The sequence below is a fragment of the Pseudomonas sp. BN411 genome (genome assembly GCF_029871235.1).
Lineage (GTDB): Bacteria > Pseudomonadota > Gammaproteobacteria > Pseudomonadales > Pseudomonadaceae > Metapseudomonas.
Genome location: NZ_SSOM01000086.1, coordinates 41,422 through 66,128, shown reverse-complemented (window position 1 = coordinate 66,128; position 24,707 = coordinate 41,422). Strand labels below are relative to the sequence as shown.

The following is a 24,707-nucleotide window of genomic DNA, read 5'->3' as shown; positions in this document are numbered from 1 at the left end:
GATTTACCAAGTAACGAAACCGCGTTAAAACCGACTTTCAGTGGTCCCGATCCTGAGGAAAGCGCAATGACCAACAACAACCTCGAAGCCCTGTTCCCCACTGCCGACCAGATTCCCGAGCGTTACCGCCCCGGCGCGCCCATCGAGCAGCGCGAGTACCTGGTGAATGGCGAACTGCTGAGTTGGCAGGGCCCGCTGGCGGCCGTGCGCAGTCCGGTGTTTCTGGCGGGCGAGAAGGGCGATGAACAGGTGGTGCTGGGCAGCACGCCGCTGCTGGATGCCGATGCCGCGTTGGCGGCCTTGGACGCCGCCGTCGCCGCCTACGACCACGGGCAGGGTGCCTGGCCGACCATGCGCGTGGCCGAGCGCATCCAGCATGTGGAAAAGTTCCTCGCCCGCATGCGCGAGCAGCGCGAGGCGGTGGTCAGGCTGCTGATGTGGGAGATCGGCAAGAACCTCAAGGATTCCGAGAAGGAGTTCGACCGCACCTGCGACTACATCGTCGACACCATCGAAGCGCTCAAGGAGCTGGATCGCCGCTCCAGCCGTTTCGAGCTGGAGCAGGGCACCCTCGGCCAGATCCGCCGCGTGCCACTGGGCGTGGCGCTGTGCATGGGGCCTTACAACTACCCGCTGAACGAAACCTTCACCACCCTGATCCCGGCGCTGATCATGGGCAACACCGTGGTCTTCAAGCCGGCCAAGTTCGGTGTGCTGCTGATCCGGCCGCTACTGGAAGCCTTCCGCGACAGCTTCCCGGCTGGCGTCATCAACGTCATCTACGGCCGTGGCCGCGAGACCGTCAGCGCCATCATGGCCAGCGGCAAGGTGGATGTGTTCGCCTTCATCGGCACCCACTCCGGCGCCGCCGACCTGAAGAAGCTGCACCCGCGCCCGCACCGCCTGCGCGCGGCGCTGGGCCTGGACGCCAAGAACCCCGGCATCGTCCTGCCCAAGGTGGACCTGGACAACGCGGTGAGCGAAGCCATCACCGGCGCCCTGTCGTTCAACGGCCAGCGCTGCACTGCGCTGAAGATCCTCTTCGTCCATGAGGACGTGCTCGAACCCTTCCTCGACAAGTTCTGCGCCAAGCTGGCCGCGCTCAAGCCCGGAATGCCCTGGGAGGACGGCGTGGCCCTTACGCCCCTGCCTGAGCCGGGCAAGGTCGATTACCTCAATGCGCTGCTGGAAGACGCCGTGGCCAAGGGCGCCAAAGTGGTCAATGCGGGCGGCGGCAGTCACCGGCAGAGCTTTTTCTATCCCGCTGTGCTGAGCCCGGTGAGCCCGGCGATGCGCCTCTACAACGAAGAGCAGTTCGGTCCGCTGATTCCGGTGGTGCCGTATCGCGAGGTGGAGGAGGTGATCGACTACGTGCTGCATTCCGACTACGGCCAGCAGCTCAGCTTGTTCGGCAACGACTCGGCCCAGGTCGGCCGGCTGGTGGATGCCTTCGCCAATCAGGTGGGGCGCATCAACATCAACGCCCAGTGCCAGCGCGGCCCGGACACCTTCCCGTTCAACGGCCGCAAGAACTCGGCCGAAGGGACGCTGTCGGTACATGACGCCCTGCGGGTGTTCTCCATCCGTACCCTGGTGGCGACCAAGTTCCAGGAAGACAACAAGGAGCTGGTCAGCGAGATCATCCGCAATCGCGAATCGAACTTCCTGACCACGGATTACATTTTCTGAGGACCCGCGCGAGCCATGCCTGTCCTTGTGGGGGCGAATTCATTCGCTATGCAGACCTGCGGTCTGCATAGCGAATGAATTCGCCCCCACAGGAAAGCAAAGGCCTCGCTGCCAAACGGAGATTCCAATGCCTCGCCCCATCAGCCGCGACACCCGGCTCTGCATGTCGCTGTCCGGTCGCCCCGGCAATTTCGGCACGCGCTTTCACAACTACCTCTACGAAGCCCTCGACCTGGACTTCGTCTACAAGGCCTTCACCACCACCGACTTGCCGGCGGCCATCGGCGGCATTCGCGCCCTGGGCATTCGCGGTAGTGCGGTTTCCATGCCGTTCAAGGAGGCCTGCATCCCATTGCTGGATGAGCTGGACGCCTCGGCTTCGGCCATCGACTCGGTGAACACCATCGTCGCCGACAACGGCCGGCTGAAGGGCTACAACACCGATTACAGCGCCGTGGCCAGTCTGCTGGCGAGCCACGCAGTGCCGAGCGACATTCACTTCGCCGTGCGGGGCAGCGGCGGCATGGCCAAGGCCGTGGCCAGTGCCTTTCGCGACAGTGGTTTCCGCCACGCCACGATAGTCGCCCGCAACCCGGAAACCGGCCCGGCGCTGGCTCGTGGCTGTGGATATCTGTGGCGGGCGGAGTTGGGCGACGAGAAACCACAGATGCTGGTCAACGTCACCCCGCTGGGCATGGAAGGCGGCCCGGAAGCCGACGCCCTGGCTTTCACCCGCGAGCAGGTGGAAGCGGCCGACTGGATTTTCGATGTGGTGGCGCTGCCGGTGGAAACCCCACTGATCCGCCTCGCCCGCGAGCTGGGCAAGCCGGTGATCACTGGTGCCGAGGTGATCGTGTTGCAGGCGGTGGAGCAGTTCGTGCTCTACACCGGCGTGCGGCCGGAGGCGGAGTTGATCGAGAAGGCGGCGGCGTTCGCGCGGCGCTGAGATCGCATCAAACCTTGTAGGGGCGATTTCAATCGCCAAGCAGGCCGAAGGTCTGCCCTTCAAGGTTCAATGGGGGGGCACTGCGTGCCCCTTGGCGAATGAATTCGCCCCTACAGGAAGTGCGCCAAGGGAGGAATCAACCCTCCGGCAAATTCGCGTAGATCTTTTCCAGCGTGCCGTTGAGCTTGGCGATCTGGGCTTCGGTGAGGTCCTTGAAGCTGTTGGTGAAGATGTGCGCGGTGTTCACCTGGATCTCTTCCACCATGTGCCGGCCCTTCTCGGTGATGGTCACCTGGGTGACGCGGCCGTCGTTGCTGCAGGGGGCGGTGTCCACCAGGCCGTCATCTTTCATGCGGTAGACGATCTTGGTGACGGTGGAGAGCTTGGCGATGGCGTGCTCGGAGATCTCCGAGATGCTCGACTGGCCGTTCTCCTTGAGGATGAAGAGGATGCGCCAGCGCGGGATGTCCAGGTCGATCTTCTTCAGGGTTTTTTCCATGGCCATGTTGTAGCGGCCATAGACGCGGGCGATCCAGTAGAAGGGGAATTCCTCCTTCTTGAAATCGTCGCTGGCGGGGTTGTATCGGTTGAGGCGCTTTTTCGGGGTGCTCATGCGAGTGGGGCAAGGTTCGTGCTGACAGGGGGAGAGTTATAGGGCGTTGCGCGTGGGCTGTCGACAGCCGTATGGCGCTACCTTGACCCCAATCAGGAAACGCCGGCTCCCGAGAGGGCAGCCGGTCGTGTTCAGCCGTGCAGGAATCGCTGGGCCAGGTCGAGCTGGGAGTGGGCCAGTTGGTGCAGTTCCTCGCCGATCTGGGTGCTGCGCTGGGCCTGGCCGGCGCTCTGTTCGGCGAGTCCGGCGATCCGTGCGATCTGCCGGCTGATCTCCTCGGCCACCTGGCCCTGTTCCTCGATGGCGGTGGCCATCTGCAGGCTCATGCCGCTGATCTGGCCGACCTCGCCGCTGATTCGCCGCAGGGCATCGCGCACCTGCTCCACATCCGTGCTCGATTGCTGCGCCGCCTGTTCACCCCGTTGCGCGGTGGCCAGGGCCTGGGCGCTGCCGCTGCGCAAGCGCTCGATGGACTGCTGGATCTGCTCGGTGGAATCGCGGGTGCGCGAGGCGAGGGTGCGCACCTCGTCCGCCACCACCGCGAAGCCCCGGCCGGACTCGCCGGCGCGGGCGGCCTCGATGGCGGCGTTGAGCGCCAGCAGGTTGGTCTGCTCGGCGATGCTCTGGATCACGTCGGCAATGCCGCTGATGGAATCGATGGACTCGGCGAGCTGGCCGACGGCCTGGCCGATGTCTTCCACCGCTCCGCGCAATGCCTGCATCGACACCTGGCTCTGGCTGGCCAGTCGCTCGCCGTCGCGGGCCAGGTCGTCCACTGCCTGGGTGGCGCCGGCGCTGTGCTGGAGGTTGCGCGACAGCTCCTGGATGGTGCTGCTCATCTGCTGGATGGCCGCCGCCGACTGCTCGGTTTCTTCCAGCTGGCGCTCCAGTTGACCGGCCTCGCTGGCCACCAGGACCGAGGACTCTCCGGCGCGGCTGCGCAGGATGTCGCCGTTGATATGGATGCGCGCCATCACCGTGCGCAGACGCAGTTGCAGGTTGCCCATGGCCATGTCCAGCAGGGCATCAGCACCGCCGCGCGGGCTGTAGGCCGGTGCCAGCAGCGGGTCGCTATAGACCTGTGGATAACTCGCCAGGCCCTGGGTCACGCCGCGTTGGCGCACATGGGCGGCCTGCAGGCTGATGGCACCAAGCCCACCGAGCAGGGCCAGGCTGAGCCCGGCATCCAGTTGTCCGGCCAGGGTCGCGCCGGCCAGCCCCAGGGCAGTCAGTGCGGCGACACTGTGTTCGCCCAGCAGGCGCAGCGCCCGTGTCGCGGTGGGCTCGGCCGGCTTGCCCTGGCGCAGGCGCGCATAAAGGGCGTCGGCGCGCAGGCAGCTGGCGCGGTCCATGGGGTGATAGACGGTGCCGAGCGCTACCAGCTGGCCGCCCTCGAACAGCGGCACCACGTAGAGGTCGCTCCAGAACACACCGCCTTCCTGATGGCGGCCCATCAGCGGACCGTTCCACGGCATGCCGGCGCGCAGGGTCCGCCACATGCGTTCGATGACCACGGCGGGCATGCCGGGGTGGTTGATGCTGCTGAAGGGCTGATGCAGCAACGCCTCGCGGCGGTAGCCGCACATGTCCAGGTAGGCGTCGTTGCAGTGCAGCAGGCGGCCTTCCGGATCGAGGCGGGAAATCGGGGGTTCCGCGAAAACCGGGGCGGGGGATGGTTCCATGTTGTCCTCCGTGGACGGGGCCCGGCCTTGCGGCCGGGCCTAAGCATCGTCAGCTGGCGAGCATCTCCTGGTGCTTGCTGGCCAGGCCCAGGTAGGCCTCGATCACGCGCGGGTCATCGGCCAGTTGCGCGGCGGGGCCCTGCATGGCGATCTGGCCGGTCTCCAGCACGTAGGCGTAGTCGGCCACACGCAGGGCGGCGCGGGCGTTCTGTTCCACCAGCAGGATGGAAACCCCCTGCTGGCGCAGGGTGGTGATGATGCGGAAGATCTCGCGGGTGATCAGCGGCGCAAGGCCCAGGCTGGGTTCGTCGAGCATCAGCAGCTTGGGCTTGGCCATCAGCGCGCGACCCACGGCGAGCATCTGCCGCTCGCCACCGGAGAGGGTGGCGGCCAGCTGGTCGCGGCGTTCCCACAGGCGCGGGAACAGGTCGTAGACCTCCTTCAGCGTTTCGCCATGGTCGCGCTTGCCGCTGCGGTGGCGCTGGAAGGCGCCCAGCAGCAGGTTGTCGGCCACCGTCATGCTGCCGAACAGCTCGCGCTTCTCCGGCACCAGGCCGAGTCCGCGCGACACCATCACTTCCACTTCCGGCACCGCCTCCAGGCTGCCGTCGAAGGCGACCCGGCCACGGGAGCCGAGCACGCCCATGATGGCGGAGAGCAGGGTGGTCTTTCCGGCGCCGTTGGGGCCGATCACGGTGACGATCTGCCCCTGGCCGACCCGCAGGCTGGCGTTGGACAGGGCTTCCACCTTGCCGTAGGCGACGCTCAGGTCCCTGACTTCCAGCACCGGGTTGGTGGCGAGGTTTTCCGGTTGCTTCAGGTCTTGAATCGGCATGTTCATCACTCAGCACCTCCGAGATAGGCTTCCAGCACCGCCGGGTCTTTCTGTACGTCGGCTGGCAGGCCGTAGGCGATGCGCTGGCCGAATTCCATCACCACGACCCGGTCCACCAGGCCCATGACGAAATCCATGTCGTGTTCCACCAGGAGGATCGCCATGCCCTCGCTGCGCAGACGGCTGAGAAGCACGCCGAGGGCTTCCTTCTCCTTGTGGCGCAGGCCGGCGGCCGGCTCGTCGAGCAGCAGCAGGCAGGGGTTGGCGCACAGGGCGCGGGCGATTTCGAGGATGCGCTGCTGACCCAGGGCCAGGCTGCCGGCCTCCACGTGCAGGTAGTCACCCAGGCCGACCCGTTCCAGCTGGCGGCGGGCTTCGGCGAGCAGTTCGGCCTCCTCGCTGCGGTCCAGGCGCAGGGCTGCACTGAGCACGCCCTTGTGGCCACGCAGGTGCGCGCCGATGGCGACGTTCTCCAGCACGCTCATTTCCGGCAGCAGCTTCACATGCTGGAAGGTGCGGCTCATGCCCATGCGGGCGATCGCGCGCGACGGGATACCGTTGATGCGCTGGCCACGGAACAGCACGTCGCCCGAGGTGGGGGTGTCCACGCCCGACAGCTGGTTGAACAGGGTGCTCTTGCCGGCACCGTTAGGGCCGATCAGGGCGAGGATTTCCCCGGCGCGCACATCCAGGTTCATCTCGTTGTTGGCCACCAGGCCACCGAAACGTCGGGTGACGTTGCGGGCTTCCAGCAGCACTTCGCCGGCTGTCGGTAGCTCGCGGCGCGGCAGTTCGGCTGCGTCGTCCAGATCGCGGGCGGCTTTGCGCGGTTTCCAGGCATCCGGCACCAGGCGCAGCAGCAGCGGCCAGAGACCGCCCGGCGCGCGCTGCATCAGCAGCACAATGACGATGCCGAAAACGATCACCTCGTAGTTGCCGGTGCTGCCCAGCAGCTGCGGCAGCAGGTCCTGCAGCCACTGCTTGAGCATGGTCAGCACGCCGGCGCCGAGCAGCGCACCCCAGACACTGGCCACGCCGCCGATCAGCGCCATGAACAGGTAATCGATGCCCATGTGCAGGCCGAAGGGGGTGGGGTTCACGAAGCGCTGGGTGTGGGCGTAGAGCCAGCCGGAGACGGCGGCGAACAGGGCGGAGATGAGGAAGATCACCATCTTTGCGCGGAAGGTGTTCACACCCATGGATTCGGCCATCAGCTGGCCGCCCTTGAGGGCACGGATGGCGCGGCCTTCGCGGGAGTCCAGGAGGTTCTGGGTGATCAGCATGGCGCAGAGCATCACGGCCCAGATCAGGTAATAGATCTCCTCGCCCTTGTTCAGCTCCCAGCCGAACAGGGAGATGGACGGCAGGCCGCTGACACCGGTGTGGCCACCGAGGGATTCGACGGTGCCGAACAGGTAGTACAGCGACAGGCCCCAGGCGATGGTGCCGAGCGGCAGGTAATGCCCGGAAAGCTTCAGGGTCAGCGCGCCCAGCAGCAGGGCCACCGCACCGGTGAGCACCAGGCCCACCAGCAGGGTGAGCCAGGGCGATGCGCTGGCCCAGGCCAGCCAGCCCGGCAGGTCCTGCACCGTGGTCAGGTAGGCACTGGTGTAGGCGCCCAGGCCAACGAAGGCGGCCTGGCCGAAGCTGGTCATGCCGCCGACGCCGGTGAGCAGCACCAGGCCGAGCACCACCAGCGTGTAGAGGCCGATGTAGTTGAGCAGGGTGACGTAGTAGGGCGGCAGCACCAGCGGCGCAACGCCGAGCACGGCCACCAGGGCGAGGATCAGGTAACGCGGTTTCATTCATCGTCCTCCACGTGACGGCTGGTGAGGGAGCGCCAGAGCAGGAAGGGGATGATCAGCGTGAAGACGATGATTTCCTTGTAGGTGCTGGCCCAGAACATCGAGAACGCCTCGATCAGGCCCACGCCCAGCGCGCCGAGGGCGGCCACCGGGTAGCTCACCAGGCCGCCGATGATGGCGCCGACGAAACCCTTGAGGCTGATGACGAAGCCCGAGTCGAAGTAGAGGGTGGTGATGGGGGCGATGAGGATGCCCGACAGTGCGCCGATGAAAGTGGCCAGGGCGAAGGTGGCCTTGCCCGCGAGCGTCGGCGAGATGCCCATCAGTCGCGCACCCAGGCGGTTCACCGCCGTGGCGCGCAGGGCCTTGCCGTAGAGGCTGCGTTCGAAGAACAGGAACAGGCTGATGATCAGCGCGAGGGACACGGCTATCACCCACAGGGTCTGGCTGTTGAAGGTCACGGGGCCGAGGGTGAGGCCGGCTTCGGAGAAGGGCGCCGTGCGCGCGCCTTCGGGGCCGAACATCAGCAGGCCGATGCCGACCATGGCCACGTGCACGGCGATGGAGACGATCAGCAGCACCAGCGAACTCGCCGAGGCAATCGGCTGGAACACCAGGCGATAGAGCTGCGGGCCGAGAGGTACGACCAGAGCCAGCGTGAGCAGTGCCTGGATCGCCATGGGCAGTTCGGCCAGTGGCAGGTTGCGGACCAGGCCGACCATGGCCAGGGCATAGACGAGCTTGGGAATTATCCGTTTCGGGAAGCGGAAGCCGCGGCTGGCGCGGGTCGCGTCAAACAGGTCCATGGCGCAGTCCGCCAAGGTCAGGCCGAGCAGCAGCCACACCAGCGCAGTGGGCTGACCGGCCTGCAGGCTGGCCATGGCCAGGGCGCCGTAGGTAACGAACTCACCCTGGGGGATCAGCAGGATGCGCGTGACGGTGAAGACCAGCAGGAGCGACAGGGCCAGCAGCGCATAGATGGCGCCGTTGGTGATGCCGTCCTGGCCGAGCAGCAGGGCTATCTGGAGATTCATGGTGGGAACTCATGTTGCGGGGTGGATAACCCCGGCAGGCCCGGTAGGGTGGGCTTCAGCCCACCAGGCGGAGGTGGGCTGAAGCGCCACCCTACGGAGCGGCGCGGGGCATACGGCGATCAGTTGCGGCCGAGCAGGGTCCAGGTGCCGTTCTTCACCTGGATCAGCTCACGGCCGCGTTCGTCGAAACCGCTGTGGTCTTCCGGGGTCATGTTGTAGACGCCCTGGGTGGCGGGCAGCTCGTGGCTCGCCTCCAGTGCGTCACGCAGGGCGGCGCGGAACTCCGGGGTGCCCGGCTGGGCCTTGGCGGCAGCTTGCGGAATGGCCTTCTGCAGCAGCAGGCCGGCGTCGTAGGTATTGGCGCCGAAGGTGGCCGGCTTGCTGCCGTTCAACTTCTCGTAGGCGGCCACGTACTCACCGGCGACCTGCTTGGAGGGATGGTTGTCGGGGATCTCGTCCAGCACCAGCATCAGGCTGGCGGCGAGGATGGTGCCTTCCACCTTCTTGCCACCGAGCTTGAGGAAGTCCGGCAGGGCGGCACCGTGGGTCTGGTACATCTGGCCACGATAGCCCTGGTCGAACAGGGTGGTCTGCGGTAGCACCGCAGCACTACCCGGCGCGGCGACCAGTACGGCGTCAGGGCGAGAGGCCAGTAGTTTCAGGCTCTGACCGGTGACGGAGGTGTCCTGGCGCTGGAAGCGCTCGTTGGCCACCAACTTGATGCCGTGCTCGGCGGCCAGCGCGCCCATCACCTTGGACCAGTTCTCGCCGTAAGGATCGGCGGTGCCGATGAAGCCCAGGGTCTTCACGCCGCGTGCGCCCATGTCCTCCACCAGGGCCTTGGCGATCAGGTCATCGTTCTGGGTGGTCTTGAACACCCACTTCTTCTGCTCGTTCATCGGCAGCACCACCGAAGCGGTACCTACCGGCGCCAGCAGCGGCACACCGGCTTCGGCGACGAACTGGATCACGCCCATGGCGTTGGGCGAGCCGCTTGGGCCGATGATGGCATCGACGTTTTCTTCGCTGATCAGTTTCTTCAGCGCCTTCACGGTAGCGGTGGGATCGCTGCCGTCATCCAGGGGGATGTAGGTGACCTTCTGGTCGCCGGCCTGGGTAGGCAGCAGCGGCGTCGAGTTCTTCTGGGGAAGCCCGACCAGGGCGAGGGGCCCGGTGGAGGAGGTAATGACACCGACTTTCACTTCGGCCTGGACATTGGCCAGGACGGCGGCGCTGAGAAGCAGGGTGGACATGGCTTGTTTGAAGAGCATGACGTTCTCCGAGGGTTGCAAGGCTATTCGAGGGGCAGTGGTCCGCAGGGTGCTCCAGGTCCCGAAGGGCATGGATGTGCGGATGGCTTGCCGCCCTTTTGTTGTTCTGGCGCCTTGTGGCGCTACCGGCGGGTATCCCGCTCGGCGGGAAGCGAAATTGCAGCTCCCGTGCCAGAAAAACCTGCGCCATGGCGGTGCAGTGCCGAGGCAGCTCCGTTTAGCCCTCCTGCTTTCCCTTCAAGCCAGTGCTTGCTGACTCTCCCATCGGACCTTTCTGCCAACCGACGTCATGCCAGTGGCAATCGGCTTTCCAGCGTCCTTTGCAGGGCGTTTTCCTGGCTGATTCTTGTGGTTTTTCAGGATAAAAAAAGAACCTATTTATCGCTAAAAAATCCGCAATAAATTTCAAATATTCCGTTCGATAATCGATCAGGTTTGAGGAGAAGATACGCGATTAAATTTTCATTGTGCGCGATGTGAATAATTCTTATCGGATAAGTAACTAATTGAAAATAAAGCATTTATTTATATAGTTTGCGTGAAATATCCATTTTATAGCTGTTACCTAAATGCACGTAAATGGTGCTCTGTTACGTGAAAATGCACCTAATCTACACACTCAGTTTCCAGTGATAATTCAATTGACATTTCACGTAATTCTTTCGATTCTGGATTTACGCAATCGACACCTCCGACGGGGTGGTCGAGCACCAACAAGAACGCCAATGGGTGATGCAGATGACGATAGTGGTCGAGCGACTGGAGCTGGGTGGCGCGGGGCGAACCGTGATGGTGAAAGACACCATCGATATCGCCGGCCATCCCACCCGCGCTTCCAGTCGCGCGCTGGAAGAAGCGCCGGATGCCCTGCGCCATGCCGATGTGGTCCAGGCGCTGCTGGATGCGGGCTGCTGCATCACCGGCAAGACCAGCCTGCATGAACTGGCTTTCGGCACCACCGGCCTGAATGCCTGGACCGGCACGGCGGAAAACCCGCGTTATCCCGGCCGCGTGCCTGGTGGCTCTTCCAGTGGCTCGGCTGCTGCCGTCGCCGCAGGTCTCTGCGACTTTTCCCTGGGCACCGATACCGGTGGTTCGGTGCGCGTGCCGGCGGCCTGCTGCGGCGTGTTCGGCCTCAAGCCGACCTTCGGCCGCGTCAGCCGTGCCGGTGTGATGCCGGCACAGACTTCCCTGGATTGTGTCGGCCCCTTCGCCACCAGCATTCAGATGCTGATCGAGGCCATGGCTGCCATCGATCCTTCCTTTGATGCGCTACCGGCGGTGAGTGGCGTCCGCATTGGCGTCGTACCGGTACAGGCCAATCCGGAAGTGCAGGCGGCGCTGGATGCCGTGCTGGAAGCCTCTGATTTCGAATTGCTCAGTGCGCCGCTGCCCGGCATGCAGGCCGCCTATGACGCGGGCCTGGCCATCATCAACCGGGAAACCTGGAACGCCTGCGGCCACCTGGTGGAATCCGGGCTGGTGGGCGCTGATGTCGCCTCGCGCCTGCTGGCTGCCAAGGACACCACCGACGCCGCCGTGGCCGACGCCGAAGCCGTCCGCGCCGCCTTCACTGCTGAGGTGGATGCCGCCCTGGCACGCTGCCCGATCCTCGCGCTGCCGACCATGCCGGACTACCCGGCGCTGGTGGCGGATGCCGCCGACACCCGCGCGGCCATCGGCATGACCGCTTTCGTGCGGCCTTTCAATCTCACTGGCCACCCGGCACTGAGCATTCCTTTCGAGGGCGCCTCGAAGCTGCCGGTGGGTCTGCAACTCGTTGCCGCCAAGGGCGCGGATGAACTGCTGCTGGCAGTCGCCCGCGAGCTTGTGCAGCGCCTCGAACAATAACCAAGAAGCCCACCTGGAGAGCCCCATGTCTTCGCTAAGCGAGCTGGATTACCAGCGCCCCACCCCGATTACCGCGAGTGAAGGATTCCAGGCACTGCTCGCCGACATCCGCGAGCGTGCCCGGCGCGAGGAATTCGACCGGCAGAAATTCATTTCCCAGGACGTGATCGAGCGCTTCAAGGAACTGGGCGTCTATCGCGCACTGGTGCCTACCCGCTTCGGTGGCGACCAGCGTTCGCCGATGGAGTTCTGCCAGATGGTGGAGGACATCTCCGCCGCCGATGGTTCGGCCGGCTGGGTCGCCAGCTTCGGCATGAATCCGGTGTACCTGGCCGCGCTGCCGCTGGCGACCCTGGAAAAGGTCTACGCCAACGGCCCGGACGTGGTGTTCGCCGGTGGCATCTTCCCGCCGCAGCCGGCCGCCTTCGTCGAGGGCGGGCTGGAAGTGAACGGGCGCTGGAAATTCTCCAGTGGCTGCATGGGCGCCAACCTGATCGGCGTCGGCATCAGCCCGAAGAACGGTGACACCGTCGGCCTGCCGCGCCTGGCGGTAATGCCGCGCGAGAAGGTGAAGATCGAGGAGACCTGGGATGTGGTCGGCCTGATCGGCACCGGCAGCCATGACGTGGTGATCAATGGCGTGGTGGTGCCCGAGGAATGGACCTTCGTCCGCGGTGGCCCGTCCAACCTCGACGAGCCGATGTTCCGCTATCCGTCCCTGTCCTTCGCCACCCAGGTGCTGTCCGTCGTGGGGCTGGGCGTCGCCCGTGCCGCGCTGGACTACCTGTCCGGCATGGCCACCGGCCGTTTCTCCGTCACTGGCGCTCCGGCCCTGTCTGACCGCCCGCTGGCGCAGATGCAAATGGCCAAGGCCGAAGCCGAACTGCGCGCCGCCCGCGCCTGGTTCTACGAGGCGATGGAAAACGCCTGGGCCAGCCTGCTGGCCGGCGACCCGGTGAGCGTGGAACAGACCAACCTGCTGCGCCTGTCCTCCACCCACGCCACCCGCGTGTCCGCCGAAGTGGCGCGTACCGCACAGATGCTGTCCGGCATGACCGGCGTGTACCGGGACAACCCGCTGTCGCGCTTCGTCAACGACACCCTGGTGATCACCCAGCACGCCTTCATGGGCGACATGACCTACCAGAACGCCGGCGCGATCTTCTTCGGCAACAAGCCGCTGCCCGGCTACCTGTGAATTCCAACTGACTGATCGGTGATTTCGATGAGCGATAAGAAAGCCCTGCGCGTCCTGTTCTGCATGGGCATCAACCAGAACTTCTTCGACGCCCCGCGCGAAGAGCAACTGCAGGTCTGGGCGGCCTTCAGCGCGATGTGGAACGGCATCCACGACCTGCCCGGTGTGAAGGTGTTCGGCAACATGGACGACGACCAGAGCATGGTCGGACCAAGCACCGGCTACCCCTGGACCACCTACCTGCTGGCCGACGTACCGGACATCGAAACCGTGCACGCCGCCTGCAACCTGTTCCGCACCACGCCGGTGGGTGATGGCACCTACAAGCTGTGGCGCTACGCCAAGGTCGAGGCCCGCACCGGCCGCGAACTGATCATCCAGCGCGCGTGACCGCCATGACCGAAGCCCTTGAGCAACGCCTGCGCCAACTGGAAAGCGAACACGCCGTGCGCGCCTGCATGAACCGCTACATGGAGCTCTGCGACGCACTGGATGCCCGCACGCCCCTGGATGAGCTGGCCGGCCTGTTCACCGCCGACGCCGTCTGGGAAGGCAAGGGTGCCAAGTACGCCAAGAGCTTCGGTGGTTACCAGGGCCGCGAGGCGATCCGCGCCATGTTCGCCACCTACATGGTCGAGCCGGCGCACTTCGCCCTGAACGTGCACTTCCTCTGCTCCGAGCTGATCCGCGTCGAAGGCGCGCAAGCGGTCGGCAGCTGGGTGATGTTGCAGACCTCCACCTTCGCCAGCGGAGCCTCGCACCTCAATGCGGCGCGCCTGACAGTGAAGTTCCGCGAGGAGGAGGGCGCCTGGCGCATGGCGCATTTCCAGACCGAGAACCTGTTCAGCCGTCCGGTGGAGGCGTGGAACAGCGACGCGCACCTGCCGGTACCCGGCAAATGACGACGGCATCCCTGTAGGAAGCCGCCAACAAGAACTTTGTGTAAGTCGGCGCCTTGCGTCGACGAGGAGTGATCGTGACCAACCTGATCGAAACCGTGAACCTGGCCAGCTCGCCGGCCGACCTGGTGCTGCACGACCGCGTGCACACCTCCCTCTACACCGACGCCCGCATCTTCGACGAAGAGCTGGAAAAGGTCTTCTACAGCACCTGGATCTGGGTGGCCCACGCCAGCGAGATTCCGGAAGGCGGCAGCTACAAGAGCACCTACATCGGCAAGCAGCCGGTGATCGTCGTGCGCGACCGCAAGAAGGACGTGCACGTGCTGCTCAACCGTTGCCGCCACCGTGGCGCAACCGTTTGCGAACACAAGAAGGGCAAGGCCAACAGCTTCGTCTGCCCGTACCACGGCTGGAGCTACGCCCTGGACGGCAGCCTGCGCGGCGTGCCGCACCCGGAGAGCTACGCCGATTGCCTGGACAAGGGCGAGCTGCCGCTGGTGAGCCTGCGTGTCGAGGAATACAACGGCATGATCTTCGCCACCTTCAAGGACGACATCGAGCCGCTGGTGGACTTCCTCGGCCCAGCCAAGAAGTGGATCGACCTGTTCATGAAACAGGGTGCCGGCTACGGCGTGAAGGTTTCCGGTGAACACCGCTTCCGCTTCCCCGGCAACTGGAAGATCCAGCTGGAAAACACCACCGACGCCTACCACTTCCCGCTGGTGCACAAGTCGTTCCTGTCCTCGGTGGACGAGCAGACCCTGGAACTCTTCGACTTCGTTAAGGGCCCGGGCTACGTCGAAGACCTCGGCAACGGCCACAGCGTGATGGTGATGATCCCCGAGCTGGTGGACCTGGAAGCCAACCTCGACCAGCCGATCCCCGAGCGCTTCGAGGCCCTGGCCGAAGAGCTTCGCGCCGAAGGCATCGAGGAGCAGCAGGTGCGCCGCATCGTCCGCGCCGTGGGCGGTTCCGGCTTCAACCTGAACCTGTTCCCCAACGTGGCCTGCTCCATGGCCTTCTTCCGCGTGCTGCAACCGGTCTCGGTGAACGAGACCGAGATCCACCACGCGGTGATCACCATGGACGGCGGCCCGGCCGTGGCCAACCGCTACCGCCTGCGCCTGCACGAACACTTCCAGGGCCCCATGGGCTTCGGCACCCCGGACGATTCCGAGGCCTGGGAGCGCGTGCAGAAGGGCGCCCAGGCGGGCACCGACCTCTGGATCATGCTCAACCGCGGCCTGCCCGGCGAGAAGCCGAGCGAGGACGGGCTGATCAGCGACGTGAGCGCCGAGACCGGCATGCGCGCTGCCTACCAGCAGTGGAAAAAGATGATGTCGGTCTGACCCTCATCCGCCTCTCTCCCGCCAGCGGGAGAGGGGCAAGGGATGGCGTCGCCACGAAACGCACTATTTGAGAGAAAAAACATGAACCTTGAATTGCTCAACCACGTCAGTGCCTTCATCTGGCAGGAAGCGGACATGCTCGACCACGGCGACTTCGATGCCTGGTTGAACCTGTGGACCGACAAGGGCACCTACATCATCCCGATCGATCCGAACGAGACCGACTTCGAGAACACCCTGAACTACGCCTACGACGACCACCATATGCGTCAGCTGCGCGTGCAGCGCCTGATCGGCGGCGAGTCCATCTCCACCAGCCCGCGCGCCCGCACCGTGCGTGCCCTGTCGCGCTTCCGCGTGCTGGGTGAGGAAGGCGACGTGGTGACCGTGCGCTGCGCGCAGAACCTGAGGGAGTTCCGCAAGGACGTGCTCAAGCACTACACCGCCGACATCACCTTCCAGCTCAAGCGCGAAGGCGAGTGCTTCAAGATCCAGCGCAAGCTGATCCAGCTGATCAACTCCACCGATACCCTAGCCGGTATCGGCTACATCCTCTGAGGGCCGACCCATGAGCTGCTGCGCGTCGGCGATACCGCGTCATCAATGGCTTCGAGATGCTCATTTACGGCACGTAAACTCCGCTCTCTCAGCCATTTCTTCCTTGTCTCGCTCTAGCTCGCGAGCCCATGGATCGACCCTGGGGAGCGCGCCATGAGCCAGATTGCACTCGTCACCGGCGCCGCGCAGGGCCTCGGCCTCGCCATCGCCAGCCGCCTGTTCGCAGCCGGTTACGCGGTGGTGATCACCGACCTGTCGCTGGAAGGCGCCCAGGCCGCCGCCGACAGGCTCGACCCCAGTGGCGAGCGCAGTCTGGCGCTGAAGCTCGACGTGGCCAGCAAGGCCGACTTCGAGCTGGCGCTGGCAGCGACCCTGGAACGCTTCGGCGCCCTGCACGTGGTGGTGAACAACGCCGCCATGACCATGACCACCCCGGTCATGCAGATCAGCCCCGAAGAGTTCGACCGCGTCCTCAGCCTCAACACCCGCAGCGTCTTCGTCGGCTGCCAGGTGTTCGGTGCGCACATGGCGGCGGCCGGCTACGGGCGGATCGTCAACATGGCGTCCCTGGCCGGACAGAACGGCGGCACCGCCACGGGTGCGCACTACGCCGCGTCCAAGGGCGCCATCGTCACCCTGACCAAGATCTTCGCCAAGGAGCTGGCGGTGGGCGGCGTCACCGTCAATGCCATCGCTCCGGGTCCGATCGAATCCCCGGCGGTGCGCGCAGCGGTGCCGGCCGAGCGCATGGAAGGGCTGCTGGCCAACATCCCGGTCAAGCGCCTGGGCGATGCCGATTTCCTCGGCGATCTGGTGGTGCAGTTGGCGCGTCCGGAAGCCTACTTCACCACCGGGGCGACCTGGGATGTGAACGGTGGGCTGTTCATGCGCTGATCGTCTGTCCAGGGTCAGCTGCGCGTCGGGGAAGCAGCGTTGAAAGTGCCTTCGAAATGCTCATTTACAGTCGTAAATTCCGCTTTCTCAGGCCCTTTCGCCTCGCTTCGACCTAGCTCGGAAGCCCCTGAATCAGACGATTCCAAATGATGTCGTGCGTGCAGTGCGGCAAGTAACAACGAAACAGAACAATCAGCACCTACGAGGGTGCGGGAAGGCCGGTATGAGTGAGCAAGTGTTGAATCTGGTGGTCCGCAAGCGGGTGGAGCAGGGCGAGGGCGTAGTGATCCTCGACCTCGCCGACCCGTCGGGCAAACCCCTGCCGGCGTTCGAGGCCGGTGCCCATGTGGATATCCACCTGAAATCCGGCCTGGTGCGCCAGTACTCCCTTTGCGGTGACCCGGCCAACGCCTCCGTCTACCGCCTTGGCGTGCTGCGTGATCCAGCTTCCCGTGGTGGTTCGGTCGCGGTCCACGAACTGCTGCAGGAAGGCAGCGAGGTCGCCATCGGCGCACCGCGCAACCTCTTCCCGCTGGCTAGCGGCGCGAGCCGTTCCATCCTCATCGGCGGTGGCATCGGCATCACCCCGATGATCGCCATGGCCCACGAACTGACCGCGAAGGACAGCGCCTTCGAGCTGCACTACTGCGGCCGTTCGCGCAGCCGTACTGCCTTCCTCGAAGAGCTGGAAAGCGCCGATTTCGCGGCCTGTGTGCGTACCCACTTCGACGACGAAGACGCTGCGCAGAAGCTCGACCTGCCCGCCGTGCTGGGTCAGCCGGCCGACGACGTTCACGTCTATGTCTGCGGCCCGGCCGGGTTCATGGACTGGGTGATCGCCGAGGCGCGCAAGGCCGGTTACGCCGACGATCATATCCACCGCGAGTACTTCCAGGTGGAAGTGGACGCCAGTGGCGAAAGCTTCGAAGTCGTCGCTTCGCGCAGCGGCAAGACCGTGCAGGTGGCCGAGGGTCAGAGCATTGTCGATGCGCTGGCCGGTGTGGGCATCAAGATCGAGATTTCCTGCGAGCAGGGCGTCTGCGGGACTTGCCTGTGCGACGTGCTGGAAGGCGAACCGGACCACCGCGACGTCTACCTGACCGATGAAGAGAAGGCCGCCAACGACCAGATCCTGGTCTGCTGCTCGCGAGCCAAGTCGAACAAACTGGTGCTGGACATCTGACAGCAGAGGGGCAAGACCATGGTCGATACCAATGGATTCCGTAATGCCATGGCGCTGCTGGGCGGCGCCGTTTCAGTCATCACCACCGATGGCGCGGCGGGCCGCTGGGGCTTCACCGCTTCAGCGGTGTGCAGCGTCACCGACCAGCCGCCGACGCTGCTGGTGTGCATGAACCGCTCTTCGTTCGCCAACGGCCACTTCAAGCAGAACGGTGTGCTCAGCGTGAACGTGCTGACCGCCGAGCTGAAAGAGATTTCCGCCGTGTTCGCCAACCGCGAACTGGACTCCGATCAGCGCTTCGCCCGCGCCAGCTGGAGCACCCTGGAGAGTGGTTCGCCGTTGTTGGACGATGCCCTGGTGAGCTTCGACTGCCGCATCGCCCAGGCCCATGAAGTGGGCTCGCACACCATCTTCTACTGCGAGGTGCTGGGCATCCGCCACGGCAAGAACCAGGAAGGCCTGGTGTATTTCAACCGCGCCTACCACCGCCTGGGAGACGCCTCGCGCTCGGCCTGCTGATTTGGGTTGGTCATGTAGGAGCGAGGGGGACGCCGAGTTCTTGCTCGCGAAAGATCGTCGCGGGGGTGTTCGCCAGCAAGCTGGCTCCTACGGCGAACTTCGTAGGTTGTGGCTGAGCTACGCGAAGCCCAACGCGCGGTGTTGAAAAGAATTTCGGAGTCATTCCGGAATGTCGGATGAAGTTGTAATTCATCCGTTTAAAAGGTTTACCCATAACTAGAAATCGAGGGCGCCCGTACATGTTCGGGTGGCGGGCCTTGCTACAACTTTTTTGCAGTAAGTGGTTATAAAAACAACAGTGTGGATTAACTGCCGAAGTTGCACTTCTTGCTAATTAATCTGCTCCCACTCGATGTGCCTTGCATGCACATGTAAGAAAGGATTACTTCCATGTTTCAGAAAAGCTGGCTGGCCAGCGGCGTAGCTGCCGCAGGCCTGATGGGGATGCTCATGCCGATGTCTGCCCAGGCGGACTTCGTGAAGGATCGGCAAATCAGCCTTGGCCTGCGTAACTTCTATATCGATCGTGACTTCAAACAGGAAGGTGCGCCGAAATCGCGTCTCGGAAGTTGGACCCAGGGTTTCGACTTCCGCGCTATCTCCGGATATACCGAAGGCACTGTGCAGTTCGGTCTGGATGTTTCCGGGCAATATGCTTTCCGCCTAGATGGCGGCGGTGGCCGCGGCCCGGACACCATCATTCCCTACGATGACAGCAAGGGAGAGCAGGCCCACGAATATGGCCGCGCCGCGCTGACCGGCAAGATGCGTTATTCGAAGACCGAGCTGAAGGTGGGTGAGCACCGCCCGATGCTGCCGGTGGCCTTCTACGACGACACCCGCCAGCTGATCACCACCTACCACGGTTTCCTGCTGGAATCCCGCGAGGTGGACAAACTCACCCTCACCGGCGGGCGCTTCACCGAGATCAGCAGCCGCGAATCGTCCGGCCGCGAGAAGATGTACCTGTTCAACGGCCCGGACATCAAACGTCGCAGCGATGGCCTGAACTTCGGCGGCGCTACCTACGCGTTCAGCCCCGCGCTGAATGCCAGCTACTTCTACGGCCAGCTGGAAGACATCTACCAGCAGCACTACCTGGGCGTGACCCACAACGCCGATCTTGGGGGCGGTTACGGCCTGAAGACCGACCTGCGCTACTTCGACAACAGCGAAGACGGCAAGGCGCTCTACGGCGATATCGACAACCACTCCTACGGCGCCATGACCACCGTGCGCAAGGGCGCCCACGCCATCGGCGTCGGCTACCAGCGCATGCTCGGCGAGAGTGTCTTCCCGACGCTGAACGGCTTCGCGCCCCAGCCTTACCTGGTGAACTGGTCCACCGTCGGCTTCATCAAGCCGAACGAAAGCTCCTGGCAGCTGCGCTATGACCTCGACTTCGCCGCCTACGGCGTGCCCGGCCTCAAGCTGATGACGCGCTACCTGCGAGGCACCGGCATTGACCGTGGCAACAACGCCCTGGACCAGAACGTGGAGAGCGAACGCAACTTCTTCCTCAGCTACGTGGTGCAGAGCGGTCCGCTCAAGGGTGTGGGCCTCGAGTGGCGCAACATCGACGTCAAGACCCGCTTCGGCACTGGCACTGCCTCCGGGCCGGACTATCAGGAGAACCGCCTGATCACCACCTACACCTTCAAGTTCTGAGCCAACGGGGCCGGCTGAAGATGGTCGGCCCCTTTTTCAAACCTGGCAGCGAGACCCCGATGCGACTCTACGAACTCATCACCTTCACCCTGCGCGTGCGCACCCCGGCTGCAGCGCTGGCGCGCCTGGAATCCACCCTGGCCGAGGCGGCGCCGGGCTGCACCCTGATGGGCTGCTGGGCCTCGGAAATCGGTCCGCTGAACCAGATCGCCGTACTGCGTGGCTTCGCCGACGAGAATGCCCGCCAGACCGAGCGCGAGCGCTTCCTGCAGGCACGGGATGCCTTCGGTATCGAAGAATTCATGCTCGACATGAAGGTGGAGAACTACACGCTGTTCCCCTTCCTCGAACCCCTGGCGCCGGGTGCCCATGGGCCCTTCTACGAACTGCGTGAATACAACCTGATTCCCTCCGGCCTGACGCCCACCCTGGAAGGCTGGAAGAAAGCCGTCGGACCGCGCACCACGGAAAGTTATTCACAGGTCTACGCGGCCTTCTACGCCACCGATGGTCGCACGCCGCGCTACCTGCACATCTGGCCCTACACGACCCTGGAACAGCGCCTCGACGTGCGCACGCGGGCAGTGGAGGACGGCGTCTGGCCGCCGGAGAACTCCGGGCCGCAACTGCGGGAAATGCATTCCACCGTCTACCTGCCGGCAAAGTTCTCGCCCTTGCGGTAGGCGAATCCTTTTTAGCTTTACCTCAGCCCGTTCCACTCCTTTGCGGGCTTTTTTTCTTGCGGTGGGGGCGGTCGCTTTTTTGTGGGGGCGAATTCATTCGCCAAGGGCAGCGCAGCTGCCCCGTAGGGTAGATGTCGCTCTTTACATCCACCAATGGAGCCCGGATGAGCCACGGACGGTGGATCGATAAAGCGTGATCCACCCTACGAACGTGCCAGGGAATGCAGGCTTGTTGTGGGGGCGAATTCATTCGCTATGGGCAGCGCAGCTGCCCCGTAGGGTGGATGTCGCTTTTTACATCCACCAATGGAGTCCGGGTGAGCCGCGGACGGTGGATCGATGAAGCGTGATCCACCCTACGGAAGAGCAGGTACGCCCCCACAAGGTGTCCGCTGTTCAGCCGATATGCCCCTCGGCCAGCTCTTCGATGAGCGCCAGGCAATGGGTCAGTGCCGGCGATGCGTCACCCACGCGGCGGCTGATGATGATGGGCGAGGTGGCCTGGGCTTCCTGCAGGCTGGCATAGCCGATGTCGATGCGGTGCAGCACTTGCACCGATGCCGGCACCAGGGTGATGCCGATGCCGGCGGCGACCAGGCCGATGGCGGTCTGCAGTTCGTTGGTCCATTGCGCCACTTCGATCTGCAGGCCATAGGCGGCGAACAGTGACAACACATGGTCGGCGTAGCTCGGCCGCGGGTTGCCCGGATAGAGCACGAAAGGCTCCTGGGCGAGATCGGTGAGGCTCACCGGGCCAGGCAGCAGCGGGTGTCCGGCGGGCAGGGCGGCTACCAGCGGGTCGAGGGTGAGCACCTCTTGCTGGATGGCCGGATCGTTGATGTGGATGCGGCCGAAGCCGACATCGATGCGGCCGGCTTTGAGGGCTTCCACCTGTTGCAGGGTGGTCATCTCGGAAAGGCCCAGCTCCAGGCCGGCATCGCTGCGCAGGCGGCGGATCAGGTCGGGTAGAACACCGTAGAGGGTGGAGGGTGCGAAGCCGATGCCGAGCCAGGCTTTTTCCCCCGACCCAATGCGGCGGGTATTGTCACAAACCTTGCCCAGTTGCTCGAGCAGGGTGCGGGAATGCTCGTGGAAGAAGCGTCCGGCTTCGGTCAGGCGCAGGGGTCTTCCACGGTCCAGCAAGGCCACCCCGAGTTCCTCCTCGAGCTGCTGGATCTGGCGGCTCAGTGGGGGTTGAGCAATGTGCAGACGCTCGGCGGCACGGGTGAAATTGAGGGTTTCGGCAAGCGCCTGGAAGTAGCGCAGATGGCGAAGCTCCATGGTGACTCCGGGGCGGTGGCTGTGCGAGGTATTCGATACCCTGTGGGTATCGTGCTAGACAAACTCTATATTGGACCCCGCGATTTGTCGCGGCCACTATCGGGACCAGATGAAACGAACCTGATGGGTATTGAAGTGAGCCAAGTCCTGATCGAAAGCGTCGAGACGATCATCGTCGACCTGCCGACCATCCGCCCGCACAAGCTGGCCATGCACACCATGCAGAACCAGACGCTGGTGGTGATTCGCCTGCGCTGCTCCGATGGCATCGAAGGCCTCGGCGAGTCCACCACCATCGGTGGCCTGGCCTACGGCAACGAGAGCCCGGAAAGCATCAAGCAGAACATCGACAGCCACCTCGCTCCGCTACTGATCGGCCAGGACGCCAACAACATCAACGCCGCCATGCTGCGCCTGGACAAGGCTGCCAAGGGCAACACCTTCGCCAAGTCCGGCCTGGAAAGCGCGCTGCTGGATGCCCAGGGCAAGCGCCTCGGCCTGCCGGTGAGCGAGCTGCTCGGTGGCCGCGTGCGTGACGGCCTGGAAGTGGCCTGGACCCTGGCCAGCGGCGACACCGCCAAGGACATCGCCGAAGCCGAGCACATGCTGGAAATCCGCCGCCACCGCATCTTCAAGCTGAAGATCGGCGCGGGCGAAGTGAACCGCGACCTCAAGCACGTGATTGCCATCAAGCAAGCCCTGGGCGACAACGCCAGCGTGCGTGTCGATGTGAACCAGGCCTGGGACGAGTCCGTCGCCCTGCGTGCCTGCCGCATTCTCGGTGACAATGGCATCGACCTGATCGAGCAACCGATCTCGCGTATCAACCGTTCCGGCCAGGTGCGCCTGAACCAGCGCAGCCCGGCGCCGATCATGGCCGACGAATCCATCGAAAGCGTCGAAGACGCCTTCAGCCTGGCCGCCGACGGCGCCGCCAGCATCTTCGCCCTGAAGATCGCCAAGAACGGTGGTCCGCGTGCCGTGCTGCGCACCGCGCAGATCGCCGAAGCGGCCGGTATCGCCCTGTACGGCGGCACCATGCTCGAAGGCTCCATCGGTACCCTGGCGTCGGCCCATGCCTTCGTCACCCTGAAGCAACTGACCTGGCACACCGAGCTGTTCGGGCCGCTGCTGCTGACCGAGGAAATCGTCAGCGAAGCGCCGGTCTACCGCGACTTCCAGCTGCACGTGCCGCGTACCCCGGGCCTTGGCCTGGCCCTGGACGAAGAGCGCTTGGCGTTCTTCCGCCGCAAGTAAACAGGAGACCTTTCCATGCTGTTCCACGTGAAGATGACCGTGAAACTCCCGGTCGACATGGACCCGGCCAAGGCTGCCAAGCTCAAGGCCGACGAGAAAGAACTGGCCCAGCGCCTGCAGCGCGAGGGCAAGTGGCGTCACCTGTGGCGCATCGCCGGCCACTACGCCAACTACAGCGTCTTCGACCTCGCCAGTGTTGAAGAACTGCACGACACCCTGATGCAGCTGCCGCTCTTCCCCTACATGGAGATTGAGGTGGACGGTCTCTGCCGCCACCCGTCATCGATTCACGAAGACGATCGCTGATCGATTCGCGCCCGATAACAACAAGATGAGGAAATAGCCATGACTATCAAACTGTCCAGCAACGAAAGCGTCCAGAAGTTCTTCCAGGAAGTCAGCGGATTCAACAACGACCAGGGCAGCCAGCGCATGAAGAAGCTGGTGAACCGCATCCTGGTCGACTCCATCAAGATCATCGAAGACCTGGAAGTCACCACCGAAGAGTTCTGGAAAGCGGTGGACTACTTCAACCGCATGGGCGCCCGTGGTGAGGCCGGCCTGCTGGTTGCCGGCCTCGGCCTGGAGCACTACCTGGACCTGCTGCTGGATGCCCAGGACGAGCAGGCCGGCCTGACCGGCGGCACTCCGCGCACCATCGAGGGCCCGCTGTACGTGGCCGGCGCGCCGCTGTCCGAAGGCGAGACCCGCATGGACGACGGCACCGACGCCGGTACCGTGATGTTCCTCCAGGGCCAGGTAAAAGACGCCGATGGCAAGCCGATCGCTGGTGCGGTGGTTGACCTGTGGCACGCCAACACCAAGGGCACCTATTCCTACTTCGACACCACCCAGTCGGACTACAACCTGCGTCGCCGTATCGTCACCGACGCCGAAGGCCGCTACCGCGCCCGCAGCATCGTGCCGTCCGGCTACGGCTGCCCGCCGGATGGCACCACCCAGGAAGTGCTGAACCACCTGGGCCGCCACGGCAATCGTCCGGCGCACATCCACTTCTTCATCTCCGCACCGGGCTACCGTCACCTGACCACTCAGATCAACCTGTCGGGCGACGAATACCTGTGGGACGACTTCGCCTACGCCACCCGCGATGGCCTGGTGGGTGAGATCCGCTTCACCGAAGACGCCGCCGCTGCCGCCGCCCGTGGCGCCGTGGACCGCTTCGCCGAAATCGACTTCGACTTCCAGCTGCAGTCGGCTCCGAGCCAGGAGCAGGAGAACATCCGCGACCGCGTTCGCGCTGAAGCCTGAGTCACCGACTAGGCGGGGGAGGCTGGTTCCCCCGCTTTTGAGCCGGCCGTTTGGCCGGCTTTTTTATGGGCGGTGGGTTGATATCGACTTTCGGGATAATGCCGAACTCTGCCTCCCTCACCCCCGGCCCCTCTCCCAGAGGTAGAGGGATGACTCGCGCTGGGCACTCCCTACCAATCCTGCACGGACAGCCCCCTCTCCCTTTGGGAGAGGGTTG

At 64.4% G+C, this 24,707-nt stretch carries 23 protein-coding genes; 16 read left to right on the top strand and 7 right to left on the bottom strand.

The window, feature by feature from the left end; genetic code table 11:
* Positions 1 to 66: 66 nt before the first annotated feature.
* Entirely contained in the window at positions 67 to 1,689 is a 1,623-nt protein-coding gene (locus E8F06_RS28520; protein ID WP_280372507.1) for an NADP-dependent glyceraldehyde-3-phosphate dehydrogenase, read from the top strand.
* 127 nt (positions 1,690 to 1,816) lie between these two features.
* Positions 1,817 to 2,635, top strand: a complete 819-nt coding sequence (locus E8F06_RS28515; RefSeq protein WP_280372506.1) for a shikimate 5-dehydrogenase — start codon at positions 1,817 to 1,819, stop codon at positions 2,633 to 2,635.
* 136 nt (positions 2,636 to 2,771) lie between these two features.
* Here E8F06_RS28515 and E8F06_RS28510 read toward each other — a convergent pair whose 3' ends face one another.
* The 6 genes from E8F06_RS28510 to E8F06_RS28485 form a co-directional block, all read right to left on the bottom strand.
* Positions 2,772 to 3,248: a MarR family transcriptional regulator gene (locus E8F06_RS28510; protein ID WP_077523620.1), complete on the bottom strand. Its 477-nt coding sequence runs from the start codon at positions 3,246 to 3,248 to the stop codon at positions 2,772 to 2,774.
* 131 nt (positions 3,249 to 3,379) lie between these two features.
* Positions 3,380 to 4,930 carry a methyl-accepting chemotaxis protein gene (locus E8F06_RS28505; RefSeq protein WP_280372505.1) on the bottom strand — a complete coding sequence of 517 codons (1,551 nt, stop codon included), beginning with the start codon at positions 4,928 to 4,930 and terminating at the stop codon, positions 3,380 to 3,382.
* A gap of 49 nt (positions 4,931 to 4,979) precedes the next feature.
* Complete coding sequence (locus E8F06_RS28500; RefSeq protein ID WP_280372504.1) at positions 4,980 to 5,771, bottom strand: ABC transporter ATP-binding protein; 792 nt, start codon at positions 5,769 to 5,771, stop codon at positions 4,980 to 4,982.
* Positions 5,771 to 7,570: a branched-chain amino acid ABC transporter ATP-binding protein/permease gene (locus tag E8F06_RS28495; protein ID WP_280372503.1), complete on the bottom strand. Its 1,800-nt coding sequence runs from the start codon at positions 7,568 to 7,570 to the stop codon at positions 5,771 to 5,773. Before E8F06_RS28495 ends, E8F06_RS28500 begins: the two co-directional genes overlap by 1 nt.
* Entirely contained in the window at positions 7,567 to 8,604 is a 1,038-nt protein-coding gene (locus tag E8F06_RS28490) for a branched-chain amino acid ABC transporter permease (protein ID WP_280372502.1), read from the bottom strand. The genes E8F06_RS28495 and E8F06_RS28490 overlap by 4 nt, the downstream gene beginning before the upstream one ends.
* A gap of 119 nt (positions 8,605 to 8,723) precedes the next feature.
* On the bottom strand, positions 8,724 to 9,875 hold the full coding sequence (locus E8F06_RS28485; RefSeq protein ID WP_280372501.1) for an ABC transporter substrate-binding protein: 1,152 nt from the start codon (positions 9,873 to 9,875) through the stop codon (positions 8,724 to 8,726).
* A 738-nt stretch (positions 9,876 to 10,613) separates the two neighbouring features.
* Here E8F06_RS28485 and E8F06_RS28480 point away from each other — a divergent pair.
* The 11 genes from E8F06_RS28480 (at position 10,614) to E8F06_RS28430 (ending at position 20,680) form a co-directional block, all read left to right on the top strand.
* A complete protein-coding gene (locus E8F06_RS28480) occupies positions 10,614 to 11,726 on the top strand; it encodes an amidase (protein WP_280372500.1) in 1,113 nt (370 codons plus the stop codon).
* A gap of 25 nt (positions 11,727 to 11,751) precedes the next feature.
* Positions 11,752 to 12,924, top strand: a complete 1,173-nt coding sequence (locus E8F06_RS28475) for an acyl-CoA dehydrogenase family protein (protein WP_280372499.1) — start codon at positions 11,752 to 11,754, stop codon at positions 12,922 to 12,924.
* Between the two features lie 27 nt (positions 12,925 to 12,951).
* Positions 12,952 to 13,314, top strand: a complete 363-nt coding sequence (locus E8F06_RS28470) for an IacB protein (RefSeq protein WP_280372498.1) — start codon at positions 12,952 to 12,954, stop codon at positions 13,312 to 13,314.
* Between the two features lie 5 nt (positions 13,315 to 13,319).
* Complete coding sequence (locus E8F06_RS28465) at positions 13,320 to 13,826, top strand: nuclear transport factor 2 family protein (protein ID WP_280353052.1); 507 nt, start codon at positions 13,320 to 13,322, stop codon at positions 13,824 to 13,826.
* Positions 13,827 to 13,900: 74 nt separating this feature from the next.
* Positions 13,901 to 15,175 carry an aromatic ring-hydroxylating dioxygenase subunit alpha gene (locus E8F06_RS28460; protein WP_280372497.1) on the top strand — a complete coding sequence of 425 codons (1,275 nt, stop codon included), beginning with the start codon at positions 13,901 to 13,903 and terminating at the stop codon, positions 15,173 to 15,175.
* An 81-nt stretch (positions 15,176 to 15,256) separates the two neighbouring features.
* Positions 15,257 to 15,733, top strand: a complete 477-nt coding sequence (locus tag E8F06_RS28455) for an aromatic-ring-hydroxylating dioxygenase subunit beta (protein ID WP_280372496.1) — start codon at positions 15,257 to 15,259, stop codon at positions 15,731 to 15,733.
* Between the two features lie 153 nt (positions 15,734 to 15,886).
* On the top strand, positions 15,887 to 16,627 hold the full coding sequence (locus E8F06_RS28450; RefSeq protein ID WP_280372495.1) for an SDR family NAD(P)-dependent oxidoreductase: 741 nt from the start codon (positions 15,887 to 15,889) through the stop codon (positions 16,625 to 16,627).
* 223 nt (positions 16,628 to 16,850) lie between these two features.
* Positions 16,851 to 17,810: a PDR/VanB family oxidoreductase gene (locus tag E8F06_RS28445; protein WP_280372494.1), complete on the top strand. Its 960-nt coding sequence runs from the start codon at positions 16,851 to 16,853 to the stop codon at positions 17,808 to 17,810.
* Positions 17,811 to 17,828: 18 nt separating this feature from the next.
* On the top strand, positions 17,829 to 18,329 hold the full coding sequence (locus E8F06_RS28440; protein ID WP_179059311.1) for a flavin reductase: 501 nt from the start codon (positions 17,829 to 17,831) through the stop codon (positions 18,327 to 18,329).
* 390 nt (positions 18,330 to 18,719) lie between these two features.
* Complete coding sequence (locus tag E8F06_RS28435; RefSeq protein WP_280372493.1) at positions 18,720 to 19,997, top strand: OprD family porin; 1,278 nt, start codon at positions 18,720 to 18,722, stop codon at positions 19,995 to 19,997.
* Positions 19,998 to 20,056: 59 nt separating this feature from the next.
* Positions 20,057 to 20,680 carry an NIPSNAP family protein gene (locus tag E8F06_RS28430; protein WP_280372492.1) on the top strand — a complete coding sequence of 208 codons (624 nt, stop codon included), beginning with the start codon at positions 20,057 to 20,059 and terminating at the stop codon, positions 20,678 to 20,680.
* Between the two features lie 396 nt (positions 20,681 to 21,076).
* Here the strand turns inward: E8F06_RS28430 and E8F06_RS28425 are convergent, their stop codons facing one another.
* Positions 21,077 to 21,961 (bottom strand): LysR family transcriptional regulator, encoded by an 885-nt coding sequence (locus E8F06_RS28425; RefSeq protein ID WP_280372491.1) that lies wholly within the window; start codon positions 21,959 to 21,961, stop codon positions 21,077 to 21,079.
* Between the two features lie 135 nt (positions 21,962 to 22,096).
* Here E8F06_RS28425 and E8F06_RS28420 point away from each other — a divergent pair, with 135 nt between their 5' ends.
* From E8F06_RS28420 to catA, 3 genes are read left to right on the top strand one after another with little or no spacing between them, the layout of a single operon-like run.
* Positions 22,097 to 23,218 (top strand): muconate cycloisomerase family protein, encoded by a 1,122-nt coding sequence (locus tag E8F06_RS28420; RefSeq protein ID WP_179059390.1) that lies wholly within the window; start codon positions 22,097 to 22,099, stop codon positions 23,216 to 23,218.
* 15 nt (positions 23,219 to 23,233) lie between these two features.
* Positions 23,234 to 23,524, top strand: coding sequence for a muconolactone Delta-isomerase (catC, locus tag E8F06_RS28415; protein ID WP_028628792.1), 291 nt, complete (start codon positions 23,234 to 23,236; stop codon positions 23,522 to 23,524).
* 39 nt (positions 23,525 to 23,563) lie between these two features.
* Complete coding sequence (catA, locus tag E8F06_RS28410) at positions 23,564 to 24,490, top strand: catechol 1,2-dioxygenase (protein WP_280372490.1); 927 nt, start codon at positions 23,564 to 23,566, stop codon at positions 24,488 to 24,490.
* Positions 24,491 to 24,707 lie beyond the last annotated feature (217 nt).

Bases quoted from the DNA above. Each gene is read 5' to 3' on its own strand.
- E8F06_RS28440 (WP_179059311.1), top strand. From the start codon at position 17,829: ATGGTCGATACCAATGGATTCCGTAATGCCATGGCGCTGCTGGGCGGC.
- E8F06_RS28495 (WP_280372503.1), bottom strand. From the start codon at position 7,570: ATGAAACCGCGTTACCTGATCCTCGCCCTGGTGGCCGTGCTCGGCGTT.
- E8F06_RS28425 (WP_280372491.1), bottom strand. From the start codon at position 21,961: ATGGAGCTTCGCCATCTGCGCTACTTCCAGGCGCTTGCCGAAACCCTC.
- E8F06_RS28445 (WP_280372494.1), top strand. From the start codon at position 16,851: ATGAGTGAGCAAGTGTTGAATCTGGTGGTCCGCAAGCGGGTGGAGCAG.
- E8F06_RS28510 (WP_077523620.1), bottom strand. From the start codon at position 3,248: ATGAGCACCCCGAAAAAGCGCCTCAACCGATACAACCCCGCCAGCGAC.
- catC (WP_028628792.1), top strand. From the start codon at position 23,234: ATGCTGTTCCACGTGAAGATGACCGTGAAACTCCCGGTCGACATGGAC.
- E8F06_RS28470 (WP_280372498.1), top strand. From the start codon at position 12,952: ATGAGCGATAAGAAAGCCCTGCGCGTCCTGTTCTGCATGGGCATCAAC.
- E8F06_RS28480 (WP_280372500.1), top strand. From the start codon at position 10,614: ATGACGATAGTGGTCGAGCGACTGGAGCTGGGTGGCGCGGGGCGAACC.
- E8F06_RS28485 (WP_280372501.1), bottom strand. From the start codon at position 9,875: ATGCTCTTCAAACAAGCCATGTCCACCCTGCTTCTCAGCGCCGCCGTC.
- E8F06_RS28465 (WP_280353052.1), top strand. From the start codon at position 13,320: ATGACCGAAGCCCTTGAGCAACGCCTGCGCCAACTGGAAAGCGAACAC.
- E8F06_RS28450 (WP_280372495.1), top strand. From the start codon at position 15,887: ATGAGCCAGATTGCACTCGTCACCGGCGCCGCGCAGGGCCTCGGCCTC.
- E8F06_RS28500 (WP_280372504.1), bottom strand. From the start codon at position 5,771: ATGAACATGCCGATTCAAGACCTGAAGCAACCGGAAAACCTCGCCACC.
- E8F06_RS28490 (WP_280372502.1), bottom strand. From the start codon at position 8,604: ATGAATCTCCAGATAGCCCTGCTGCTCGGCCAGGACGGCATCACCAAC.
- E8F06_RS28515 (WP_280372506.1), top strand. From the start codon at position 1,817: ATGCCTCGCCCCATCAGCCGCGACACCCGGCTCTGCATGTCGCTGTCC.
- E8F06_RS28430 (WP_280372492.1), top strand. From the start codon at position 20,057: ATGCGACTCTACGAACTCATCACCTTCACCCTGCGCGTGCGCACCCCG.
- E8F06_RS28455 (WP_280372496.1), top strand. From the start codon at position 15,257: ATGAACCTTGAATTGCTCAACCACGTCAGTGCCTTCATCTGGCAGGAA.
- E8F06_RS28520 (WP_280372507.1), top strand. From the start codon at position 67: ATGACCAACAACAACCTCGAAGCCCTGTTCCCCACTGCCGACCAGATT.
- E8F06_RS28435 (WP_280372493.1), top strand. From the start codon at position 18,720: ATGTTTCAGAAAAGCTGGCTGGCCAGCGGCGTAGCTGCCGCAGGCCTG.
- E8F06_RS28475 (WP_280372499.1), top strand. From the start codon at position 11,752: ATGTCTTCGCTAAGCGAGCTGGATTACCAGCGCCCCACCCCGATTACC.
- E8F06_RS28505 (WP_280372505.1), bottom strand. From the start codon at position 4,930: ATGGAACCATCCCCCGCCCCGGTTTTCGCGGAACCCCCGATTTCCCGC.
- catA (WP_280372490.1), top strand. From the start codon at position 23,564: ATGACTATCAAACTGTCCAGCAACGAAAGCGTCCAGAAGTTCTTCCAG.